This window comes from Arenimonas alkanexedens, from assembly GCF_054781355.1.
Genome location: NZ_BAAGUO010000001.1, coordinates 609,064 through 631,628 on the forward strand (window position 1 = coordinate 609,064; position 22,565 = coordinate 631,628).

A 22,565-nucleotide genomic window follows, 5' to 3' on the forward strand; every position below is an offset into this window, starting at 1 on the left:
CAGGCCGACGTCACCGCCAGCGGAGCCCATATGCCCATCCAACGTTTTCGTGCCGGCCGCTGCTTTGCGGCGGGATGGATGCTGCTGGCCTCATTCTTCGCTGCCGGAAGCGTCCAGGCGCAGAACTATCCAGCCAGTGTCGCCAATACGGTCACGGTAACCGCGCCCGACGGCACGCTCAGCACGGCCACTGACACCAATACCTTGGTCAGCGAGTCCGATCTCGCGGTTACCAAGGGCGCCAGCAACATGGCGCCGGTCATTGGTAGCAACCTCACCTTCACCATCGTCATCACCAACCAAGGTCCGGCGCCTGCGCTGACCACGGTGGTCAACGATGTGCTGCCAGCCGGCTACAGCTTTGTCAGCAGCACGGCTACGGTGGGTGCCTACGTGAGCGGCACGGGTGTGTGGACGATCGGCACGCTGGCGAACGGCGCCTCGGCCACGCTCGACATCGTCGCTACGGTGAATGCGACGGGGCCCTATTCCAACAGCGCGACCGGCACCACGGCCACGCCCGACCCGGTGCCCGGCAACAACACGGGCACCGTGGTTCCTGTTCCCGTTGCGCCGCCGCAGCTGACGCTTACGAAGACCGCGAGCGATGCCGCGTTTTCGGTCGGCGTTCCGGCCAGCTACACGCTGCTGCTCGAGAACACGGGCGGTGTTGCGACTACGGCTGCCGCCATCATCTCTGACACCATTCCTGCCGGCCTGACCATTGGCACGCTTCCCGCTGGCTGCACGGCTTCGGGCCAGACGGTCACGTGCACCATCGCCGCCGGTCTCGTGGCGGGTGGCAGCACCAGCTTTGTCATTCCGGTCACACCCACCGCATCGGCCTTGCCCAACGTCACCAATAGCGCCTCGGTATCCGGCGGCGGTGATCCGACTTGCCCGGCCAATGCCCGCTGCACCTCCTCGGTCGGTCCGACGCCTGTCACCGGTTCGCCGGCGCTGACCATCGACAAGACCGCCGGCGTGCCTTCGGGCGCCACGGCGGGCAGCACGATTGCCTATGAGTTCCTGGTGACCAACACCGGGAACCTGACGCTCACCGGTATCGTCGTGAACGATACGCAGCTCGACGCCGCGGCCGTGTGCCCGGTGACGACGCTGGCTCCGGGTGGCACCACGACCTGCACCGGCACGCACACCATCACGCAGGCCGAAATTAATGCCGGCACGGTGAATAACAGCGCCACCGTCACCGGCACGCCGCCGGTTGGCGGCCCGACGACCAGCCCGCCGGACACGACCAATACGCCGATCACCGCCGCGCCGTCGCTGACCATCGACAAGACCGCGGGTACGCCTTCGGGCGCGACCGCCGGCAGCACGATTGCTTATGAGTTCCTGGTCACGAACACCGGCAACGTCACGATCACCGGCATCGTCGTAAATGATGCGCAGCTCGACGCCGCGGCCGTGTGCCCGGTGACAACGCTGGCTCCGGGTGCGACGACGACCTGCACCGGCACACACACCATCACGCAGGCGGAAGTTAACGCCGGCACGGTCAACAACAGCGCCACCGTCACCGGCACGCCGCCGGTCGGCGGCCCGACCACCAGCCCGCCGGATACGACCAATACTCCGATCACCGCCGCGCCGTCGCTGACCGTGGACAAGACCGCGGGTACGCCGAGCGGCACGACCGCTGGCAGCACGATCGCGTATGAGTTCCTGGTCTCCAACACCGGCAACGTCACGATCACCGGCATCGTCGTAAATGATGCGCAGCTCGACGCCGCGGCCGTGTGCCCGGTGACGACGCTGGCTCCGGGTGGCACCACGACCTGCACGGGTACGCATACGATCACCCAGGCCGAAGTCAACGCCGGCACGGTGAACAACAGCGCCACCGTCACCGGCACGCCGCCGGTTGGCGGCCCGACGACCAGCCCGCCGGATACGACCAATACTCCGATCACGGGCGCACCGTCGCTCACGATCGACAAGACCGCCGGCGTGCCTTCGGGCGCTACCGCTGGCAGCACGATTGCCTATGAGTTCCTGGTGTCCAACACCGGCAACCTGACGATCTCCGGCATCGTCGTGAACGATGCCCAGCTTGATGCCGCGGCGGTTTGCCCGGTGACGACGCTGGCTCCCGGCGCGTCTACGACCTGCACCGGCACGCACACGATTACCCAAGCCGAAGTTAACGCCGGCACGGTGAATAACAGCGCCACCGTCACCGGCACGCCGCCGGTTGGCGGCCCGACGACCAGCCCGCCGGATACGACCAATACGCCGATCACGGCCGCGCCGTCGCTGACCATCGACAAGACCGCGGGTACGCCGAGCGGCACGACCGCTGGCAGCACGATCGCGTATGAGTTCCTGGTCACCAACACCGGCAACGTCACGATCACCGCGCTGGTGATCAACGACGCCCAGCTTGACGCCGCGGCGGTTTGCCCGGTGACGACGCTGGCCCCGGGTGGCACGACGACCTGCACTGGAACACACACCATCACCCAGGCGGAAGTGAACGCCGGCACTGTGAACAACAGCGCCACCGTCACCGGCACCCCGCCAGTTGGCGGCCCGACGGCCAGCCCGCCGGATACCACCAATACGCCGATCACCGCCGCGCCGTCGCTGACCATCGACAAGACCGCGGGTACGCCTTCGGGCGCGACCGCCGGCAGCACGATTGCTTATGAGTTCCTGGTCACGAACACCGGCAACGTCACGATCACCGGCATCGTCGTAAATGATGCGCAGCTCGACGCCGCGGCCGTGTGCCCGGTGACGACGCTGGCTCCGGGTGCGACGACGACCTGCACCGGCACACACACCATCACGCAGGCGGAAGTTAACGCCGGCACGGTCAACAACAGCGCCACCGTCACCGGCACGCCGCCGGTCGGCGGCCCGACCACCAGCCCGCCGGATACGACCAATACTCCGATCACCGCCGCGCCGTCGCTGACCGTGGACAAGACCGCGGGTACGCCGAGCGGCACGACCGCTGGCAGCACGATCGCGTATGAGTTCCTGGTCTCCAACACCGGCAACGTCACGATCACCGGCATCGTCGTAAATGATGCGCAGCTCGACGCCGCGGCCGTGTGCCCGGTGACGACGCTGGCTCCGGGTGGCACCACGACCTGCACGGGTACGCATACGATCACCCAGGCCGAAGTCAACGCCGGCACGGTGAACAACAGCGCCACCGTCACCGGCACGCCGCCGGTTGGCGGCCCGACGACCAGCCCGCCGGACACGACCAATACGCCGATCGGGGCAGCGCCTGCGCTGACCATTGATAAGACGGCGGGTACGCCTTCGGGCACCATCGCTGGCAGCACGATCGCCTACGCGTTCCTGGTGACCAACACGGGCAACGTCACGATCACCAGTCTGGTGATCAACGACGCCCAGCTCGATACCGCGGCGGTTTGCCCGGTGACGACGCTCGCTCCGGGCGGCACCACCACCTGCACCGGCACGCACACGATTACCCAGGCCGAGATTAACGCCGGCACGGTGAACAACACGGCGACTGCGACTGGCACACCGCCGGTCGGCGGCCCCACGACCAGTCCGCCGGATACGACCAATACGCCGATCGCTGCGGCGCCGGCACTGACCGTCGACAAGACGGCGGGTACGCCTTCGGGCACCACCGCTGGCAGCACGATTGCGTATGAGTTCCTGGTGACCAACACGGGCAACGTCACGATCACCAGTCTGGTGATCAATGACGCCCAGCTCGACGCCGCGGCGGTTTGCCCGGTGACGACGCTGGCCCCGGGTGGGTCCACGACCTGCACGGGCACCCACACCATCACCCAGGCGGAAGTGAACGCTGGCACGGTGAACAACACGGCCACTGCGACTGGCACGCCGCCGGTTGGCGGCCCCGTTGTCAGCCCGCCGGACACCACCAATACGCCGATTGCCGCCGCACCGTCGCTGACGATCGACAAGACGGCGGGTACGCCGAGCGGCGCGACCGCTGGCAGCACGATCGCGTATGAGTTCCTGGTGACCAACACCGGTAACGTCACGATCACCGGTCTGGTGATCAATGACGCGCAGCTCGACGCCGCGGCCGTGTGCCCGGTGACGACGCTGGCTCCGGGTGGCACGACAACCTGCACGGGCGTCCACACCATCACGCAGGCGGAAGTGAACGCTGGCACGGTGAACAACACGGCCACTGCGACTGGCACGCCGCCGGTTGGCGGCCCCGTTGTCAGCCCGCCGGACATCACGACGACGCCGATCGCTGCGGCCCCGTCGCTGACGATCGACAAGACCGCCGGCGTGCCTTCGGGCGCGACTGCTGGCAGCACGATCGCCTACGAGTTCCTGGTCACGAACACCGGAAATGTGACCATCACCGGCATCGTCGTGAACGATGCTCAGCTCGACGCCGCGGCCGTGTGCCCGGTGACGACGCTGGCTCCCGGCGGCACGACCACCTGCACGGGTACGCATACGATTACCCAGGCCGAGGTGAATGCCGGCACGGTGAACAACACGGCCACTGCGACTGGCACGCCGCCGGTTGGCGGCCCCGTTGTCAGCCCGCCGGACACCACCAATACGCCGATTGCCGCCGCACCGTCGCTGACGATCGACAAGACCGCCGGCGTGCCTTCGGGCGCGACCGCTGGCAGCACGATTGCCTACGAGTTCCTGGTGACCAACACCGGCAACGTCACGATCACCGCGCTGGTGATCAACGACGCCCAGCTCGACGCCGCGGCCGTGTGCCCGGTGACGACGCTTGTCCCGGGTGGCACGACGACCTGCACCGGTACGCACACGATCACCCAGGCGGAAGTGAACGCTGGCACGGTCAACAACACGGCAACCGTGACCGGCACGCCGCCGGTCGGCCCGCCGGTTGTCAGCCCTCCGGACACCACGACGACGCCGATCGCTGCGGCCCCGTCGCTGACGATCGACAAGACCGCCGGCGTGCCTTCGGGCGCGACCGCTGGCAGCACGATTGCCTACGAGTTCCTCGTCACCAACACCGGCAACGTCACGATCACCGCTCTGGTGATCAATGACGCCCAGCTTGACGCCGCGGCGGTTTGCCCGGTGACGACGCTGGCCCCGGGTGGGACGACGACCTGCACGGGCGTCCATACCATCACCCAGGCGGAAGTAAACGCGGGCACGGTCAATAACACGGCAACTGCCACTGGCACGCCGCCGGTTGGCGGCCCGACGACCAGCCCGCCGGACACGACCAATACGCCGATCACCGCCGCACCGTCGCTGACGATCGACAAGACCGCCGGCGTGCCTTCGGGCGCGACCGCTGGCAGCACGATTGCCTACGAGTTCCTGGTGACCAACACCGGCAACGTCACGATAACCGCGCTGGTGATCAACGACGCCCAGCTCGATGCCGCGGCCGTGTGCCCGGTGACGACGCTGGCTCCAGGTGGCACGACGACTTGCACCGGCACGCACACGATCACCCAGGCGGAAGTGAACGCCGGTACGGTGAACAACAGCGCGACCGTTACCGGCACGCCGCCGGTTGGCGGCCCGACCACCAGCCCGCCGGATACGACCAATACGCCGATCACCGCCGCACCGTCGTTGATGATCGACAAAACCGCCGGTGTGCCTTCGGGCGCGACCGCTGGCAGCACGATTGCCTATGAGTTCCTGGTGACCAACACGGGTAACGTCACGATCACCGGTCTGGTGATCAATGACGCGCAGCTTGATGCCGCGGCGGTTTGCCCGGTGACTACGCTGGCTCCCGGCGGCACGACCACCTGCACCGGCACGCATACGATCACCCAGGCGGAAGTGAACGCTGGCACGGTCAACAACACGGCAACCGCGACCGGCACGCCGCCGGTCGGTGGCCCGGTTGTCAGCCCGCCGGACACGACGACGACGCCCATTGCGGCGACCCCGTCGCTGACCATCGACAAGACCGCGGGTACGCCTTCGGGCGCGACCGCCGGTAGCACGATCGCCTACGAGTTCCTCGTCACCAACACCGGCAACGTCACGATCACCACGCTGGTGATCAATGACGCCCAGCTCGATGCCGCGGCGGTTTGCCCGGTGACGACGCTGGCTCCAGGTGGCACGACGACTTGCACCGGCACGCACACGATCACCCAGGCGGAAGTAAACGCTGGCACGGTCAACAACACGGCCACCGCGACCGGCACGCCGCCGGTTGGCGGCCCGACCACCAGCCCGCCGGATACGACCAATACGCCGATCACCGCCGCACCGTCGCTGACGATCGACAAGACCGCCGGCGTGCCTTCGGGCGCGACCGCTGGCAGCACGATTGCCTACGAGTTCCTCGTCACCAACACCGGCAACGTCACGATCACCGCTCTGGTGATCAATGACGCCCAGCTTGACGCCGCGGCGGTTTGCCCGGTGACGACGCTGGCCCCGGGTGGGACGACGACCTGCACGGGCGTCCATACCATCACCCAGGCGGAAGTAAACGCGGGCACGGTCAATAACACGGCAACTGTCACTGGCACGCCGCCGGTTGGCGGCCCGACGACCAGCCCGCCGGACACGACCAATACGCCGATCACCGCCGCACCGTCGCTGACGATCGACAAGACCGCCGGTGTGCCCTCGGGCGCCACGGCGGGCAGCACGATCGCCTATGAGTTCCAGGTGACCAACACCGGCAACGTCACGATCACCGGTCTGGTGATCAATGACGCGCAGCTTGATGCCGCGGCGGTTTGCCCGGTGACTACGCTGGCTCCTGGTGGCACGACGACCTGCACCGGTACGCATACGATTACCCAGGCCGAGGTGAATGCCGGCACGGTCAACAACACGGCCACCGCAACCGGCACGCCGCCGGTCGGCCCGCCGGTTGTCAGCCCGCCGGACACCACGACGACGCCGATCGCTGCGACCCCGTCGCTGACGATCGACAAGACCGCCGGCGTGCCCTCGGGCGCGACTGCTGGCAGCACGATCGCCTACGAGTTCCTGGTCACGAACACCGGCAACGTCACGATCACCGGTCTGGTGATCAATGACGCCCAGCTCGACGCCGCGGCCGTGTGCCCGGTGACGACGCTGGCCCCGGGCGGCACGACGACCTGTACGGGCGTCCACACCATCACGCAGCCCGAGGTAGACGCCGGCACGGTGAACAACACCGCTACCGCAACCGGCACGCCGCCGATCGGCGGCCCGGTGACCAGCCCGCCGGACACGACGACTACCCCGATCGCGTCGGGACCGGCGCTGTCGATCGTCAAGTCGGCCTCCACGGCGACCTACGGCGCGGTCGGGCAGGTTGTCGACTACCAGTACCTGGTCAGCAACACGGGCAACGTCACGATCACCGGCATCATCGTCACCGACGATCGCATCGCCGCGGTCAGCTGTCCCATCACCACCTTGTTGCCGGCTACGTTCACGACTTGCACTGGCAGCTACACCATCCTTGCGGCCGACCTCGTCGGCTCGCCGGGAACCGTCACCAACATCGCCACTGCAACGGGTACGCCAGCCGGCGGCACCCTGGTGCCGGCCGTCGATACGGTAACCATCACCGAAGCCGAGAACCCGATCCAGGCGGTCGACGACAGCGGCTCGGTGCCGGATGGCGGCGTGGGCGGCATCGCCATCCCCAACGTGTTGGTAAACGACACGCTCAATGGCGTCCCGGCAACCCTCGGTACGGTGACCATCACCCAGCTCGACACCAGCAGTCCGCTGGTCACCCTTGATCCGGTGACTGGCCAGGTCGTCGTTGCGCCCGGCGTCGGTGCCGGCGTCTACATCATCAACTACCGGATTTGCGAGATCCTCAATCCCACCAACTGCAGCGACGCCGTCATCACGGTCACCATCGTCACGGGCGACATCGCGCCGATAGCGGTTGACGACGAGTTCAGTGGCGACGAAGGCACGCCCGTCACCGGCACCGCCGCAGACAACGACACGCCCGGCAATATCAGCAGCACCTACACCGCCGTGGGCCCGCCGACCAATGGCACGGTGGTGATGAATCCGGATGGCAGCTTCACCTACACGCCGAATCCAGGCTTCGTTGGTCCAGACAGCTTCCCCTACCAGGTCTGCGACGCCGACGGCGACTGCGATACCGCCGTGGTCCGCATCAACGTGCAGCCGCTGGCTGGCAAGCTGCGGCTGCAGAAGTCAGTGTCCACCCGCGAGGTGAACGCTGGTTCGTTGGTGGCTTACACGCTCACCATCACCAACGTCGGCTCCTTGCCGGTGATCGCTGCCCAGGTGGTGGACGTACCGCCGCCTGGCTTCGCTTTCGTTCCCGGCAGCGAGCGCGTGGTGGATGCCGACAACGCGGCTATCACCACGGGCACGTCTCCCATTACCTTCGAAGGCATCGACATCGCGGTGGGCGGCACGGCCACTATCCGATACCTGCTGCGTGTGGGCGCCGGGCTCGTGCCGGGCGAGTACATCAACGAGGCCACCGTCTACCAGTTCGGCGTCGCGGTCAGCAATGTGGCCTCGGCTTCGGTGATTACCGGCGCAGGCCTGGATCCGGACTTCGAGCAGACCCGCATCTGGGGCAAGGTGTTCGATGACCGCAATGGCGATGGCTGGCAGGACGAGGGCGAGCGCGGCATCCCGGGTGTGCGCCTGGCAACCGTGGAAGGTCTGGTCAGCGAGACCGATGCCGAAGGCCGGTACCACATCGATGGCCTGGTGGTGTCCAATCAGATGCGCGGCCAGAACTTCGTGGTGAAGGTGGACAAGAGCACGCTGCCCGAGGGCGCCGAGTTCACCACCGCCAACCCCTTGATGCGTCGCATCACCCCGGCCATCCCGACCCGCTTCGACTTCGGTGTTCGCATGCCGCCTTCGCCGATGGCCAAGGGCGTCGTTGAGCTCGAGCTGGGCACCGTGGTGTTTGCACCGGGCAGCCGTGAAATCGCGCCGGGCTACCGAGCGGTGTTCGAGCAGATGGCGGCCCAGGTGCGCAAGCACGACGGCGGCGAAGTCAGCATCGAGACCATCGCGGGCGAAGAGGCCCTGGCGTTCGATCGGGCCATGGCGGTGCGTCGTGAGCTGGTGGCGTTGCTCGGCGACGAGCACGCAGCCAAGCTGCGCATCGACGTGGTGGAGGCCGACAAGGGCCGGCTGGTGTCCGTGGGCGAGAACCTCAGGCTCGGCTCGGTGCTGTTCGACACCGACCGCGACACGCTGCGCGCCGACCACGAGTCCTTGATTGACGCCATCGCGCGAGCGATAGCCGACCCTGCCTGCGGCTGCGAGATCGTGCTCACCGGCCATGCGGACGTGCGCGGTGATGCCAATTACAACCAGGCCCTGTCCTTGCGTCGTGCACAAACGGTGCGCGAGGCGATCGAGGCCCGGTTGACGCCAGACCAACGCGCCCGGCTTCGGGTAGAGACCGAAGGCGCCGCTGCGCCGGGAGCAGGCAAGTGAACCGGAATCGACTCGCCGTGAAAACACGCATGAAACTGCTCGACTACACCCTGATCGGCCTGCTCGGAACGCTTCCGGGCGCCGTGATGGCTCAGGCCCAGCCAACCACTGCCGAAGTGGCCTGCGACGCCAGTGGCTGCAGCGGCGCTGACGGCGCGGTGCTGCGCATCCGCAGTCGCGGTGAGGCCGACGCCCAGGCGGGTGATGCCAGCCAGCTGCAGACTGATCGCCGCGTTGACGTTGATCAAAGGCAGGATGGCCGTACCCAGGTTCGCGGACGCTTCGCGGTAGATCTGCCCGGCGGCGGCTTGCTGTGGGCGACGGAAGACCCCCAGCTCGCGCAGCCCAGCCTCAACGTGCAGGCGAGCGGACTGGTGGAGTTCGTCGACGGGCGCATCGCCAAGCCCGTTCGCTTCATGAGCTACAGCAACTATCCTGCATTCGCCGAGCGCCAGGAGCTGGTTATCTATCGCGGCACCGATACCGACCTGGTCGCCCCGTTGGCCACCTTGCCGATGCCGTCGACAGCGGTGGGCGAGGTCGAATGGAATGGTGAACTGCCGGGCGGCGTCCGTCTGCGCGAGGGCGACCAACTCTCGTACGTTCTGCGTGCCATCGGCAGCGACGGCAGCGTGGATGAAACCTACCCCAACACCCTTACGCTGGTTCGACCGGAGGAGGCCAAGCGCAACCTGAGGCAGATCGATGCCCAGGCCGACGCTCGCTTCGCCGGTCTCGACGCCGAGCAGATCGCCGATCGCCAGCTCACCGAATCGGTGTTCGGGCAAGGCAACCTTCGGCTGCAGAACATCCCGATCTACGGTTCACGCGTGCGCATTGTTGGCGAGGGCGTTCCCGCCGGCCAGGCCCTGAGCATCGACGGGCGATCGTATCCGGTGGACCTGGACCGCAAGTTCGCGGCCGAGTTCCTGCTGCCGGTTGGCAAGCACAGCTTCGATATCGCCGTGGGCACCGGTGCGGACGCCGTCACGCGGACGCTGGACGTGGATGTCACCGGGCGCTACCTGTTCATGGTGGCGCTGGCCGACGTCACCGTTTCTGACAACGCCATCAGCGGCGCTGTCGTGCCGGTGGGCGCGGACGACCGCTACGACGACGTGGTCACCGAAGGTCGCCTTGCGATGTATCTGAAGGGCAAGGTGAAGGGTCGCTATCTGGTGACCGCGCAGGTGGATACGCGCGAGAACGAAATCAGCGAGCTGTTCGACGGTTTCCTGGATCCGGACGCGCGCGACGTGTTCCGCCGCCTTGATCCCGACCAGTACTATCCCGTGTACGGCGACGACTCCACGACCTATCGCGACGTGGACACGCAGGGTCGCCTGTACGTCCGGGTTGACTGGGACAAGAGCCAGGCGCTCTGGGGCAACTTCGCCACCGGCCTGACCGGGACCGAATACGGCCAGTACGTGCGCAGCCTTTACGGCGGCGCGGTGTCCTGGCGCAGCCGCGCCAGCACGCCGCTTGGCGAGGCGCGCCAGAGCCTGCGCGCCTTCGGGTCGGAGGCGCAGAGTGCGCCGGGCCACAGTGAGTTCCTCGGCACGGGTGGCAGCCTTTACTACTTGCGGCACACCGACCTGTTGCCGGGTTCGGATCAGGTCGTGCTGGAAGTGCGCGATCCCCTCACGGGCCGCGTCGAGACGCGCGTGAACCTTGTTCGTGACGTGGATTACGAAATCGACGAACTGCAGGGCCGCGTGCTGCTGACGCGCCCGTTGATGCAGATCGTTCGCGACAACCTGCCTTCAATCATCCGCGACACGCCGCTGGACGGTTTCGACAACCGTCTGCTGGTGGACTACGAATATATTCCTGTCGGATTCAGCGCCGACCAGACCACGGTGGGTTTCAACGGCCGCACTTGGCTTGGTGACCACGTGGCCATCGGTGGCACCTACGTGGACGAGCAGCGCGCGGGCGAAGACTACCGTCTGGGCGCGATCGACCTGACCCTTCAGGCGGGGCGCGGCACCTACCTCAAGCTCGAGCAGGCCAGCACCGAAGCCACCAGTGCGCCGGTGTTCTTTTCCGACAATGGTGGTCTGAGCTTCACTCGACTCAACCCGATCGCCGGCGCGCGCGATGGTGATGCACGCAGCGTGGAAGCGCGTATCAACCTGCTTGAGCGCGGCATCACCGAGCGCGAATGGACGATGGGCGCCTGGTGGCGCGAAGTGGATGCGGGCTTCTCGGTAGCGCGCCAGGACGTGGGCCTGCCCATCGAGGAATACGGCGCCGAGTTTGCCGGGCAGGCAGCAGAGAACCTGCGCCTGACCGGACGCTACAGCGAAGCCAAGCGCGGTGCCGACGGCGTCGAGCAAGCGCAGTTGATGGCCGAGTGGCGGCTGGCGGAGTTCAACCAGCTGACCTTCGAGCTTCGTGGCGTCACCGAGACCCGGGCCGGCGTTGCCGCGACCGGTTCGCTGGCGGCGGTCCGATATAGCCACCGCATTGGCGAAGCCTTCGACCTTTACGGGATTGGCCAGGTGACCCTGGACGACGACGGCGGCAGCTACGAGGGCAACGATGCCTTTACGCTCGGCGGCAAGTACCTGTTCGGAAACCTGTCCAGCGTCGGCGCCGAGCTGACCACGGGCGAGCGTGGCGACGCCGCCAGCGTCAACGCCGAGTACCGCTTGAGCGACCTGCACTCGGTCTACGGCAGCTACACGCACTCCACCGACACGACCGCCGGCGATCCGCTTTACGGCGCGTCGCCCACCGGCCTGACCTTTGGCCAGCGCTGGCGCGTCTCCGACCAGGTGAACCTGTTCAACGAAAGCCAGTTCCTGAAGACCCGTCAGGAAAGCGGCATCGCGCACACCTACGGCATGGATTTCTATCCTGGCCTGGGCTGGACGCTCGGTTTCACGCTGCAGAAGGGTGAGCTCGAATCCAGCATGGGCCTGGTGGATCGTCGCGCGGTTAGCGTCAGCGCCGGACGCACCGACCAGGACGTCAACTGGAGCAGCAAGCTCGAGTACCGCGAAGACACCGGCTTCGAAGAGCGCACCCAGTGGGTCAGCGCGAATCGGCTCAACTGGCGTCTCAACGACGACTGGCGCATCGCGGCCCGCTTCAACTACGGCGACACCGAAGATGCGATCGATCCGGCCGCGGATGCCCGCTTCATCGAAGGCGGCGTCGGATTCGCTTACCGTCCCGCGGCCAACGACCGTCTGGCCCTGCTCGGCAAGTACACCTATCTGTACGACCTGAGCAGCCTGGGTCAGGACACCTTGGCCGACTTTGACCAGCGTTCGCAGATCCTGTCGCTCGAAGGCATCTATCGGCTCAATCCGCACTGGGAATTGGCCGGCAAGCTCGCGCATCGCTCTGGCGAAGCCAGGCTGGCCCGTTCCGTCGGCCCCTGGTTCGACACTACGGCTGATTTCGCGGCCGTGCAGACCCGCTACAACCTCCTTGAGAAATGGGATGCCTTGGCGGAGTACCGCTGGCTGCGGGTGGACGAGAGCGACAGCGAGCGTGCCGGCTGGCTGGTGGGCGTTGACCGCCACCTGGGCGATCATTTCCGCCTGGGTATTGGCTACAATTTCACCAGCTTCAGTGACAACCTGACCGTCCTCGACTACGACCAGAAGGGTTGGTTCCTCAACGTAACCGGTACCTATTGATGCGTGCACCTGGAAATGGCCTGTGGCTGGGCGCTGCACTTCTGCTGGCGGTGGTTTTTTCAAGTTCGGCCCAGGCCCAGGTGCAGCGCACACTGATCAACCTGGGTTTCGAGCGGCCTGCGCTGGGTGCGCCGGCCTGCTTTCGCTTCATCAGTGAAAGCGTCGTGCCAGGCTGGACCACCGACCACCCGGTGATCGTCACCCAGACACTGGACTGCACCAACGCCACGATTCCCGGCGCGCCCGCGTCGGGTCCCGCGTTGGAATTCTGGACCAACGGGTTCAACGCTACGCCGCCGCGCAATGGCGCGCAGCATGTTGAACTCAACGCATCGGCATCGTCGCGTTTGTCGCAGTCGGTTTGCCTGATCAACGGTGAGCAGGTCAGCTGGGTCTTCAGTCACCGCGGTCGCGGCAGCCCGACGGTGCAGGACGTGATGTCCTATCTGGTTGGCCCGGCGCAGATCGTCAGGGTAGGGACGACCAATGCCGGCACGGGCGGTGTTCTGGTGACGAGCCAGGGCACGGCGACCTCCGCAGCCGGTCCCAATGGCTGGCGTGACTACAGCGGTGCGTTTACCTATACCGGCGCGACCGGGACCAGCAACATGGGCTTCCAGTCGATATCCACCGGTAGCGGCAACAACACCATCGGTAATTTCCTGGACGACATCCAGATCACCTTGCGGCCCTTTGTCGAGTTCGTACAGCCCGCCAACACCAAGGCTGAGGCCACTGCGGCAAGCACCGCCGACATCCCGCGGATCCGCGTCACTGGCACGGTTCCGGCCGGCGGCATGACCGTCGTGGTCAATATCACCGGCGGCACCGCGACGTTGGGCAGTGATTACACGACGCCCGGTAACAGCACCACGCTGAGCATCGCGGTGCCGGCGGGTGCCTACGATGGTGACGCTGCCAGTGAGTTCGTTCTGCCCGTTACCTTGGTCAGCGACGCGGTCGCCGAGCCCAGCGAGACGATCAGCTTCACCCTTCCGACGCCCGTCGCGATGCCGCGGCCCTACCTGCTGGCCAGCACGATCACCTGTGGCGCCGCGGGTTTGATCAACAACACGCTGACGATTACCGATGCCACGGCGCAGGTCAGCTTGCTCAAGTCGGTCGCCTCGCGCCCGACCGGCGGCAGCAGCGGGTTTACGGTCCGTATCGAACAGGATGCAAGTCTGTTGGCCTCGGCCAGCACCGGCTTGGGCAGCGGTACCGCCAACGGTAGCGCCAACACCGGCGCAAGGGTCGTGACGGCCGGCGTCCCAGTGACGCTGTCGGAAGTATTGCAGGCGGGAAGTACCCACGGCTTGAGCCAGTTCGATGCCAGCATCGCCTGCGCCAACGCCAACGGGAGTTCATCCACGGCCTTGCCCGGTGGCCTGGCCGCGGGCGGCAGCTGGACGTTTACGCCGGCGCTGAACGACCAGATCACCTGCACCATCACCAATACAGCGGCTGCGCCGGCGCCAGCGCAGTTGACGGTGAGCAAGTCGGATGGCCTCGCCAACTACCGGCCCGGCGGCAGCGCAAGCTATGTCATCGTGGTGAATAACGCCGGCAGTGGCCCGGCGATGGGCGCGAGCCTGTCGGACCCCCTGCCGGCGGGCGTCACGCTCTCGGGACCATGGACCTGTTCGGCCAGCGCCGGCTCCAGCTGTCCCGCCAGCGGTGGTGCGGCGGGTGGGTCGGCAGTGAACCTGACGATCAACGTGCTGGCCGGCGGCAGTGTCACGATTACCGTGCCGGTATCGTTCAGCGCCAATCCCGGCGACTACTGAGTCGGCGGGTCGCGGCGGCGGGCTTAGCCCGCGGCTTCGAATCGGTTCGCAGCGACGTTCTTGCGAACCTTGAGCGGGTCCCAGATGCGTCCGTTCATGGCGATGTAAACGCCAGGCGCCGCCGCCTGTACTGCGCCCACCGCGGTGCCGATGTTGAACTCGGCGTCCGAACCCCGGAATCCGGCCGGATTAAGCGCGCCGGTCAACACGATCACCTTGTCGGACAGGCTGGCCAGCACCGCGGCGGTATCCACCATGGTGTCGGTGCCGTGCGTCACCAGCACGTGGCGCGCCGGCTGCGCGGCGATGGTCGCGCGCAGCAGTTCGCGGTCTTCCGCCGTGATGTGCAGGCTGTCCTTGCGGATGATCGGGATGACGGTGAAGCGGAAGGCGACGCCGAGCGCTTTGAGGATGCGGCCGATCTGCGGCTCGCCTACCTGGTAGTCGGACTTGTCGTCGAAATACACTTTGTCGATGGTTCCGCCGGTGGTGACGATCAGCAGCTCTTCCATGGCGATTCCTTGGGTCGACGCGAAGACGCGATTATACGGCGGGCGGGCTGCGCCGCTTGGCCATTCGGGCACGCAGGCCGTCCCAGCTGGCGGAAACCACCAGCACCGTGGACAGCAAGGCTTCGATCAGGCCGAGCATCCTGGTTTCCGGCGTTGTCCAGGCGACCATCACCCCATGGCTGAAATAGAGCAGGGCGGCCAGCGCCCCCCAGAAGCCGGCCCTGCGGTGACCCAGCAGCGCCAACACCAAGGCGGGAAACAGGGGCACGCAGAAAAACACCACCATGGCCCAGGGCGCCGCCTGCTGCGGCGGAGCCAGCACGCCGTGCCAGACGACCAGCAGCGCGAACAGCGCCAGAATCGAAGCCTGCGCCAGCCGCGCCATGGCGCTCATGCCTGCAGCTTCCGGGCGGTTTCGGCCAGGCGTCGACCCAGCGCGCGCGCCAGGGACTTCTCCTCGTCCGAGGGCTGCGGGTCATCCTGCGGGCCGGCGACGTGGCTGGCACCGTAGGGCGTCCCGCCGGTTCGCGTGGTGCTGAGCGCGGCTTCGGTGAAAGGAATGCCCACGATCAGCATGCCGTGGTGAAGCAGCGGCACCATCATGGTCAGCAGCGTGGATTCCTGGCCGCCGTGCTGGCTGGCAGTGGAAGTGAAGACCGCCGCCGGCTTGCCCGCCAGCGTGCCCGAAGCCCATTCCGCGCCGAGCGTGTCGATGAAGTGCTTCACCGGCGCGGCCATGTTGCCGAACCGCGTCGGGCTGCCGATGATCAGGCCGGCGCATTCGGCCAGGTCGGATTTGAGCACGTAGGGCGCGCCGTCGTCGGGAACCGGTGCGGCGGCGGTTTCCGTCACGGGCGCAACCGGCGGCACCGTGCGTAGCCTTGCCTGCATGCCAGGGACTTCTTCCACACCCCGGGCGATATGCCGCGCGAGCTGCGCTACCGAGCCACCGCGGCTGTAGTAAAGAATCAGTATGTCGGGCATGGGAAGGCCGTCCGGGCGTAGTCGAGTCCGCGCGCAGCCTAGCAGAACCGGCCTCAGCGTCGCCTCACGATCGCCCCGTCGGCGCGCGTGCGCTTCCCGCCGCGATCCGGCTCAGCGCGTGTCCGCTGAGAGGTCTTCCAGCTGCGCGAGCACCGGCAGCTGGGCCAGGGCGTCAAGGCGGCGGAAGGCGACCAGCAAGCGCTCCTCGCTTTCGCTTTGGGCGATATGGTCGAGGACGAAGGCGGGTGGCTCGTCACCCTTGCCACCGATGACCCGTGCACCGCGGCCGGTGGCCAGCCACTCGAACGAGACCCCGGTGGCGACCGCAAGCGCGGCCAGGTGGCCTACGGTCGGGCTGACGGGAGTGTCGCGTTCCCACTGCGCGACGGCGCTTCGGCCCAGTCCAAGCTGTTCGGCCAGTGCCGCCTGTGAGAGGTGGGCGTCTTTCCTGCAGCGTTTGATTCTAGCGGCCAAGCCGTTCATCGGGGCTCCGTCGGTAGGGGCGTGAATGCAGCGATGGCGAAAAAGCGGTCACCCCTATGATCCCCCAGAACCGACCCCGATGCCGACGCGCAGGATCGCGGCGGCCGGCGCGGGCTGGCGGCATGGCTTTGCTACCATCGCCCGATGACCCTGACCCACGCCCTGCGCCGCTGGCTAGACCGCATTGACCGGGAGCGGATCCGGTCCTTCTCGCAGTTCCTGTGGACCCGCTTCCTGGACGACCGCTGCTTCGAGACCGCGGGTGCGCTGGCCTACACCACCTTGTTCGCGCTGGTGCCGCTGAGCATGGTCGTGTTCGGCATCCTGTCCGCCTTCCCGGTGTTCGACGCCTGGAGCGCCCAGCTCACCAACTTCGTGTTCTCCAACTTCGTGCCCAGTTCGGCACGGGTGGTTGAAGACTATCTGCGCACGTTCGCCGCCAGCACCAGCAAGCTCACGCTCACTGGCGTGATGGCGCTGCTGGTGTCGCTGATCCTGACCATGTACTCCATCGAGTCCACGTTCAACCGGGTCTGGCGGGTGCCCACGCCGCGGCCGCGCCTGCTGCGCCTGCTGATGTACTGGACGCTGCTGACCTTGGGCACCCTGCTGGCAGTGGTGAGCCTGGCGGTCACGTCCTACCTTTTCTCACTGCCCGGATTGGCCGCCGTAGAAGCACTGAGCTGGCACGAACGCTTGCTGACCTACCTGCCCAACCTGGTGGAGCTGCTGGCATTCACCTGCGCGTATTGGCTGATTCCGCACCGCACCGTCGCCTTCAGGTTCGCCTTGGCCGGTGGCCTGTTCGCGACCCTGCTGTTCGAGCTGGCCAAGCGCGGTTTCGCCGCCTATCTGCTGGGTGTGCCGTCCTATGAACGGGTTTACGCCGAGCTGGCGGTGGTGCCGATCTTCATGGTCTGGCTCTACCTGAGCTGGGTGGTGGTGCTGTTGGGCGCTTCGTTCGCCGCCTCACTGTCGTCGTTCCGCTTCCAACCCAAGGCGCTGCAGCTGCCGCCGGGCACCGAACTGTACGGCTACCTGCGCCTGCTTGGCCGGCTTGAGCAGGCCCGCAGCATCGGCCGCGGCCTGCACCTGCCGGAACTCCATGACTGCGAACCCATGCTCACCGATGACCACCTGCGGCGAATGCTGGCTGGACTGGCTGGCCTGAATATCGTGCGTCGGGCCGAGGACGGCGCCTGGCTGCTGAGCCGGGACCTGGGCAAGGTCAGTATCGGTGAGTTGCACGAGCGATTGTCGCTGCGTATTCCCGGCGGCGAAGCGGACTTGCCCGGCTTCGATGATCCGATCGGACGTGATGCGCTGCGCGCCCTCGACCATCTCCGAAAGCCGCTCGAGGAGCCACTTTCGCGCAGTCTCGGCAGTTTCTTCACCCCGAACAAGGACAATGCCTCGCCATGACGACCTTCCTGCAACGCCTTGCCCTGTTTCTCGCCATCGTCCTGCTCGCCGCCTGCCAGCCGGCGAGTGATGCCGGGTCTGCGGCCGATCCCGTGATGGAGGCTCCGGCGGCGGTCGAAGCCCCGGCGGCTGCGGCCGAGCCAGCGACCCATCCCAGCCTGATCGTCGCCACGCTCGACCACGGTACCTTCGACCTCGCAGCCGAGCGCGGCGGCTGGGTGGTGGTGAACTTCTGGGCGACCTGGTGCAAGCCCTGCCTGAAGGAAATTCCCGACTTCAGCGTCTTCGACGCCGCTCGCGACGATGTGAAAGTGATCGGCCTGGCCTACGAGGAAATCGAAGAGGCCGCCATGCGCGAATTCCTGGAAAAGCATCCGGCCAGCTATCCGATCGCGCTGCTGGACGTCTATGCGCCGCCGGCGGACTTCGAAACCCCGCGTGGCCTGCCGCTGACCTATCTGATCGCGCCCGACGGCAGCGTCGCGAAGAAGTTCCTCGGCCCGGTGACTTCGCAGGAGCTGGCTGCCGTGATCACCGAGGCCGGCACTGAAGGCTGACTAATAGCTGCCCGGGATCGGCTGCACGGTTCCGCGATAGTTTTCTTCGCCCAGTTCGCCCTTGAGCGGCGGGAATTCGATCGACGGCGCTTCCACGTGGTGGTCCGGCAGTTGGTCCAGCAGATGTCGGATCAGGTTCAAGCGTCCGACCTTCTGGTCGTTGAAGTCGACCACGTGCCAAGGGGCCCACGGGTGATTGGTGGCGTCGAACATGGCGTCACGGGCGAGGCCGTAGTCGAGGTACTTCTCGCGCGCCTTGAGGTCGATCGGCGACAGCTTCCAGCGCTTTAGCGGATCTTCGAGGCGCTCCTGGAAGCGTTCTTCCTGTTCGACCTGGTCCACCGCCAGCCAGTACTTGAACAGCAGGATGCCGTCGTCAACCAGCTGGCGTTCGAACACCGGCGTCTGGTGGAGAAAGGCCTGCACCTGCTCGGGCGTGGCGAAACCCATGACTTTCTCGACGCCGGCGCGGTTGTACCAGCTGCGGTCGAACAGCGCGATTTCGCCGGACGCCGGCAGGTGCGGCACGTAGCGCTGGAAGTACCACTGGCCCTGTTCCCGGTCGCTGGGCTTGGACAGCGCCACCACGTGGCACTGGCGGGGGTTCAGGCATTCGGCGATGGCGTTGATCGTTCCGCCTTTGCCGGCGGTGTCGCGCCCTTCAAACACGACCAGCAGACGCTTGCCGGTGTGCTGTAGCCAGCGCGCCGCGGCGTTGAGTTCTATCTGCAGCGTTTCCAGTTCTTCTTGGTATTGCTTGCGCTTGAGCTTGGACATGAAGGCTTCCTGGTCAGGTTTCGCGAAGTCGCGGGCGCAAGTTGGCGAGGTTGCAGGGCCGGGTGCGGGCGTCGAGCTGGGCGCGGATCAGCTTCTCCCAGCCAGTGCGGCAGGCCGATGGCGAGCCGGGCAGGGCGAACAGGAACGTAGCGTTGGCCAGGCCGGCGAAGGCGCGCGACTGGAGGGTGCTGGTGCCGATGTCTTCGTAGCTTAGCGCCCGGAACATTTCGCCGAAGCCGGGCATTTGCTTGTCCAGCAGCGGCAGCAGGGCTTCGGGCGTCGAGTCGCGGCCGGTGAAGCCGGTGCCTCCCGTGACCAGGATGCCGTGCACCGCCTCATCGGCGATCCAGCGTGACACCAGCGCGCGCAGCGCATATTTGTCGTCACGGACGATGTGGCGTTCGTTCAGCACGTGGCCTTCGGCCACCAAGGCTTCGACGAGGTAATCGCCAGAGCTGTCATTGGCGGTCGTGCGCGAGTCCGACACGGTCAACACGCACAGGTTCAACGGGGAAAATTCAGTCGTGGCGCTCATGCAGCCTCCGTCAGCAGCTTGAGTTCATCGGCCTGGTGCTCGCGGGTCAGGCGATCCACCAGCTCGTCCAGGTCGCCGTCCAGCACCTGCGGCAGGGCGTACAGCGTAAGGCCTTCGACCCGGTGGTCGGTGACGCGACCCTGGGCGAAGCTGTAGGTACGGATACGCTGGCTGCGGTCGCCGCTGCCAACCTGCAGGCGGCGCGCCTGGGCCTGGGTAGCGTGCTGTTTACTACGCTCGGCGTCGAGCAGGCGCGACTTGAGCAGCGACAGCGCCCGGGCGCGGTTCTTGTGCTGGCTGCGCTCGTCCTGGCATTCGACCACCACGCCGGTGGGCAGGTGGGTGATGCGGATCGCCGAGTCGGTCTTGTTCACATGCTGGCCGCCGGCGCCCGATGCGCGGAAGGTGTCGACCTTGAGGTCGGCGTCGCGAATCTCGATCTCGTCGATATCCTCGAGCTCGGGCAGGATCGCCACGGTCGCGGCCGACGTATGAATGCGGCCCTGCGATTCGGTAGCGGGCACACGCTGCACGCGGTGCGTTCCTGACTCGAACTTCAGTCGCGAATAGGCGCCTTTTCCCTCGATGCGGGCGACGATTTCCTTGTAACCGCCGTGTTCGCCTTCACTGGCCGACACGATCTCGACCTGCCAGCGACGGCGCTCGGCGTAGCGCGAATACATGCGGAACAGGTCGCCCGCAAAGATCGCAGCCTCGTCGCCGCCGGTGCCGGCGCGCACCTCGAGGAAGAGGTTGGCTTCGTCGCGCGGATCGCGTGGCACCAGCAGCAGCGAGAGCTCTTCGTCCAGCGCGGCCAGCCGGGCCTGGGCGGTCGGGATTTCTTCGTCGGCGAGCTCGCGCAACTCGGGATCGGCGCGCATCGCCTCGGCCGCCTTCAGGTCGCGTTGGGCGCGGGTCCATTCGGCCAGGCCGGCGGCCACGGGCTCGAGTTGAGCGTACTCGCGGGACAAGCTACGGAAGCCGGCGTTGTCCGCCATCACGCCCGGGTCGGCCAGCAAACGGCCGACCTCCTCGTGGCGCTCGGCCAGGGCTTCGAGCTTACGAAGAAGGCTGGGTGTCATCGGGGGATTCGTAGAGTCGGCTGGCGGTGCGTAGCAGGTCCAGGTCGCCGTCCAGGGCGGCCTGGCGCAGGGCAGCGCTGGGGGCGTGCAGCAGTTTGTTGGTGAGCTGGTGCGCCAAAAGCTTGAGCGCTTCGTCGGCCGGCTTGCCCTGGGCCAGCAGTTCGCGTGCACGCGCCAAGGCTTCGTCGCGGGCGGCGGCGCCCTGACTGCGCAGCGTGCGCAGCGCCTCCTGGCGGTCCTGGGCACGCCACCAGGCCATGAAGTGTTCGACCTGCAGATCAATGATGGCCTGGGCCTGGTCGGCGGCGCTTCGGCGCGAAGCGCGATTCTCTTCGATCACCTGCTCAAGGTCGTCCACCGTGTACAGGTAGACGTCAGGCAGGGCGGCGACGCCGGCTTCGATATCGCGCGGTACCGCCAGGTCGAGCAGGAACATCGGACGGTGCTTGCGCGCTTTGAGTGCGGCCTTTACTGCGGCCACGCGCAGCAGCGGCTCGCGGCTGGCGGTGGCCGTGATGACGATGTCGGCCTCGGGCAGGTGGCGGTCGAGCTCGCTCAGCGGCAGCGCGTAGCCGCCGTACCGGCTGGCTAGGGTCTGCGCGTGTTCGAGTGTCCGGTTGGTGACCAGCAGGCGCTTTGCCTTGGCGTCCACCAGGTGCCGCGCCGCGAGCTCGATGGTGTCGCCGGCACCGACCAGCAGCACGGTAGCGCGGTCGAGTTCGCTGAATACCTGGCGCGCCAGCCTGACCGCGGCATAGGCCACCGACACCGGGTGCGCGCCAATACGGGTGTCGGTGCGCACGCGTTTGGCAACCTGGAAGCTTTGCTGGAACAGGCGATCGAGCGGCGTGCGCAGCGCGCGGTGTTGGCGCGCGGCCTGCCACGCCTCCTTTACCTGGCCCAGGATCTGGGGTTCGCCCAGCACCAGCGAGTCCAGTCCCGTGGCGACCCGGAACAGGTGGCGCACGGCGTGCTCGTCGCGATGTTCGTACAGGTAGGACGACAGCACGTCGGGCGAAAGCCCGTGATGCCGGGCCAGCCATTCGGCCACGGCGCTTTCGGCGCCCTCGTGGACCTGGGCATAGATTTCGGTGCGATTGCAGGTTGAGAGCAGCGCCGCCTCTTCCACGCCCGGCACGGCCGACAGACCGGCCAGCGCGCCCGGCAGCTGGCCGGCGTCGAGTGCGACCCGCTCGCGCAGCGACAGTGGCGCAGTCTGGTGGTTCAGGCCTAGGGCGAGCAGGGGCATGGGGTGGGCCAGCGTCGGCGCGGGGTGCGCTAAGCTTTCGCGGGCTGGACTCTCATTTCGGGGTTCTGGCCCATATTCTAGCCCTAGGGCACGCA

Annotated in this window: 13 protein-coding genes; 5 read left to right on the forward strand and 8 right to left on the reverse strand. The window is 66.8% G+C overall.

Translation table 11 applies throughout. The annotated features are described in order from the left end of the window. The first annotated feature begins 30 nt into the window (after window positions 1–30). The 3 genes from ACYVGY_RS02845 to ACYVGY_RS02855 are packed head-to-tail and all read left to right on the forward strand — an operon-like array spanning window position 31 to window position 14,869. On the forward strand, window positions 31–9,426 hold the full coding sequence (locus ACYVGY_RS02845; protein WP_460455964.1) for a DUF7507 domain-containing protein: 9,396 nt from the start codon (window positions 31–33) through the stop codon (window positions 9,424–9,426). 29 nt (window positions 9,427–9,455) lie between these two features. Next, window positions 9,456–13,082 carry a hypothetical protein gene (locus ACYVGY_RS02850; protein WP_460455965.1) on the forward strand — a complete coding sequence of 1,209 codons (3,627 nt, stop codon included), beginning with the start codon at window positions 9,456–9,458 and terminating at the stop codon, window positions 13,080–13,082. Continuing rightward, complete coding sequence (locus tag ACYVGY_RS02855; RefSeq protein ID WP_460455966.1) at window positions 13,082–14,869, forward strand: hypothetical protein; 1,788 nt, start codon at window positions 13,082–13,084, stop codon at window positions 14,867–14,869. The genes ACYVGY_RS02850 and ACYVGY_RS02855 overlap by 1 nt, the downstream gene beginning before the upstream one ends. A gap of 23 nt (window positions 14,870–14,892) precedes the next feature. Here the strand turns inward: ACYVGY_RS02855 and ACYVGY_RS02860 are convergent, their stop codons facing one another. The 4 genes from ACYVGY_RS02860 to ACYVGY_RS02875 form a co-directional block, all read right to left on the reverse strand. Beyond that, a complete protein-coding gene (locus tag ACYVGY_RS02860; RefSeq protein ID WP_460455967.1) occupies window positions 14,893–15,381 on the reverse strand; it encodes an asparaginase domain-containing protein in 489 nt (162 codons plus the stop codon). A gap of 31 nt (window positions 15,382–15,412) precedes the next feature. Further along, complete coding sequence (locus ACYVGY_RS02865) at window positions 15,413–15,775, reverse strand: DUF2069 domain-containing protein (RefSeq protein WP_460455968.1); 363 nt, start codon at window positions 15,773–15,775, stop codon at window positions 15,413–15,415. Continuing rightward, window positions 15,772–16,365 carry an NAD(P)H:quinone oxidoreductase gene (gene wrbA, locus ACYVGY_RS02870; RefSeq protein WP_460455969.1) on the reverse strand — a complete coding sequence of 198 codons (594 nt, stop codon included), beginning with the start codon at window positions 16,363–16,365 and terminating at the stop codon, window positions 15,772–15,774. Before wrbA ends, ACYVGY_RS02865 begins: the two co-directional genes overlap by 4 nt. 111 nt (window positions 16,366–16,476) lie before the next feature. Further along, the gene (locus ACYVGY_RS02875; RefSeq protein ID WP_460455970.1) at window positions 16,477–16,848 is read right to left on the reverse strand and encodes a helix-turn-helix domain-containing protein; all 372 of its coding nucleotides are present in this window, start codon (window positions 16,846–16,848) and stop codon (window positions 16,477–16,479) included. Window positions 16,849–16,992: 144 nt separating this feature from the next. Here ACYVGY_RS02875 and ACYVGY_RS02880 point away from each other — a divergent pair, with 144 nt between their 5' ends. Then, entirely contained in the window at window positions 16,993–18,270 is a 1,278-nt protein-coding gene (locus ACYVGY_RS02880; protein ID WP_460455971.1) for a YihY family inner membrane protein, read from the forward strand. Beyond that, window positions 18,267–18,827 carry a TlpA family protein disulfide reductase gene (locus ACYVGY_RS02885; RefSeq protein WP_460455972.1) on the forward strand — a complete coding sequence of 187 codons (561 nt, stop codon included), beginning with the start codon at window positions 18,267–18,269 and terminating at the stop codon, window positions 18,825–18,827. The genes ACYVGY_RS02880 and ACYVGY_RS02885 overlap by 4 nt, the downstream gene beginning before the upstream one ends. Here ACYVGY_RS02885 and ppk2 read toward each other — a convergent pair whose 3' ends face one another. Genes ppk2 through hemA form a run of 4 tightly spaced genes read right to left on the reverse strand, consistent with a single transcriptional unit; the run spans window position 18,828 to window position 22,470 of the window. Beyond that, window positions 18,828–19,604: a polyphosphate kinase 2 gene (gene ppk2 / locus ACYVGY_RS02890; RefSeq protein WP_460455973.1), complete on the reverse strand. Its 777-nt coding sequence runs from the start codon at window positions 19,602–19,604 to the stop codon at window positions 18,828–18,830. A gap of 13 nt (window positions 19,605–19,617) precedes the next feature. Further along, window positions 19,618–20,139, reverse strand: a complete 522-nt coding sequence (moaB, locus tag ACYVGY_RS02895) for a molybdenum cofactor biosynthesis protein B (protein WP_460455974.1) — start codon at window positions 20,137–20,139, stop codon at window positions 19,618–19,620. Further along, a complete protein-coding gene (gene prfA / locus ACYVGY_RS02900) occupies window positions 20,136–21,221 on the reverse strand; it encodes a peptide chain release factor 1 (RefSeq protein WP_460455975.1) in 1,086 nt (361 codons plus the stop codon). Before prfA ends, moaB begins: the two co-directional genes overlap by 4 nt. Continuing rightward, a complete protein-coding gene (hemA, locus tag ACYVGY_RS02905) occupies window positions 21,199–22,470 on the reverse strand; it encodes a glutamyl-tRNA reductase (RefSeq protein WP_460455976.1) in 1,272 nt (423 codons plus the stop codon). The genes prfA and hemA overlap by 23 nt, the downstream gene beginning before the upstream one ends. Window positions 22,471–22,565 lie beyond the last annotated feature (95 nt).

Excerpts from the sequence above, each read along its gene's own strand:
- ACYVGY_RS02845 (WP_460455964.1), top strand. The coding sequence starts at position 31 with ATGCCCATCCAACGTTTTCGTGCCGGCCGCTGCTTTGCGGCGGGATGG.
- ACYVGY_RS02850 (WP_460455965.1), top strand. The coding sequence starts at position 9,456 with ATGAAACTGCTCGACTACACCCTGATCGGCCTGCTCGGAACGCTTCCG.
- ACYVGY_RS02855 (WP_460455966.1), top strand. The coding sequence starts at position 13,082 with ATGCGTGCACCTGGAAATGGCCTGTGGCTGGGCGCTGCACTTCTGCTG.
- ACYVGY_RS02860 (WP_460455967.1), bottom strand. The coding sequence starts at position 15,381 with ATGGAAGAGCTGCTGATCGTCACCACCGGCGGAACCATCGACAAAGTG.
- ACYVGY_RS02865 (WP_460455968.1), bottom strand. The coding sequence starts at position 15,775 with ATGAGCGCCATGGCGCGGCTGGCGCAGGCTTCGATTCTGGCGCTGTTC.
- wrbA (WP_460455969.1), bottom strand. The coding sequence starts at position 16,365 with ATGCCCGACATACTGATTCTTTACTACAGCCGCGGTGGCTCGGTAGCG.
- ACYVGY_RS02875 (WP_460455970.1), bottom strand. The coding sequence starts at position 16,848 with ATGAACGGCTTGGCCGCTAGAATCAAACGCTGCAGGAAAGACGCCCAC.
- ACYVGY_RS02880 (WP_460455971.1), top strand. The coding sequence starts at position 16,993 with ATGACCCTGACCCACGCCCTGCGCCGCTGGCTAGACCGCATTGACCGG.
- ACYVGY_RS02885 (WP_460455972.1), top strand. The coding sequence starts at position 18,267 with ATGACGACCTTCCTGCAACGCCTTGCCCTGTTTCTCGCCATCGTCCTG.
- ppk2 (WP_460455973.1), bottom strand. The coding sequence starts at position 19,604 with ATGTCCAAGCTCAAGCGCAAGCAATACCAAGAAGAACTGGAAACGCTG.
- moaB (WP_460455974.1), bottom strand. The coding sequence starts at position 20,139 with ATGAGCGCCACGACTGAATTTTCCCCGTTGAACCTGTGCGTGTTGACC.
- prfA (WP_460455975.1), bottom strand. The coding sequence starts at position 21,221 with ATGACACCCAGCCTTCTTCGTAAGCTCGAAGCCCTGGCCGAGCGCCAC.
- hemA (WP_460455976.1), bottom strand. The coding sequence starts at position 22,470 with ATGCCCCTGCTCGCCCTAGGCCTGAACCACCAGACTGCGCCACTGTCG.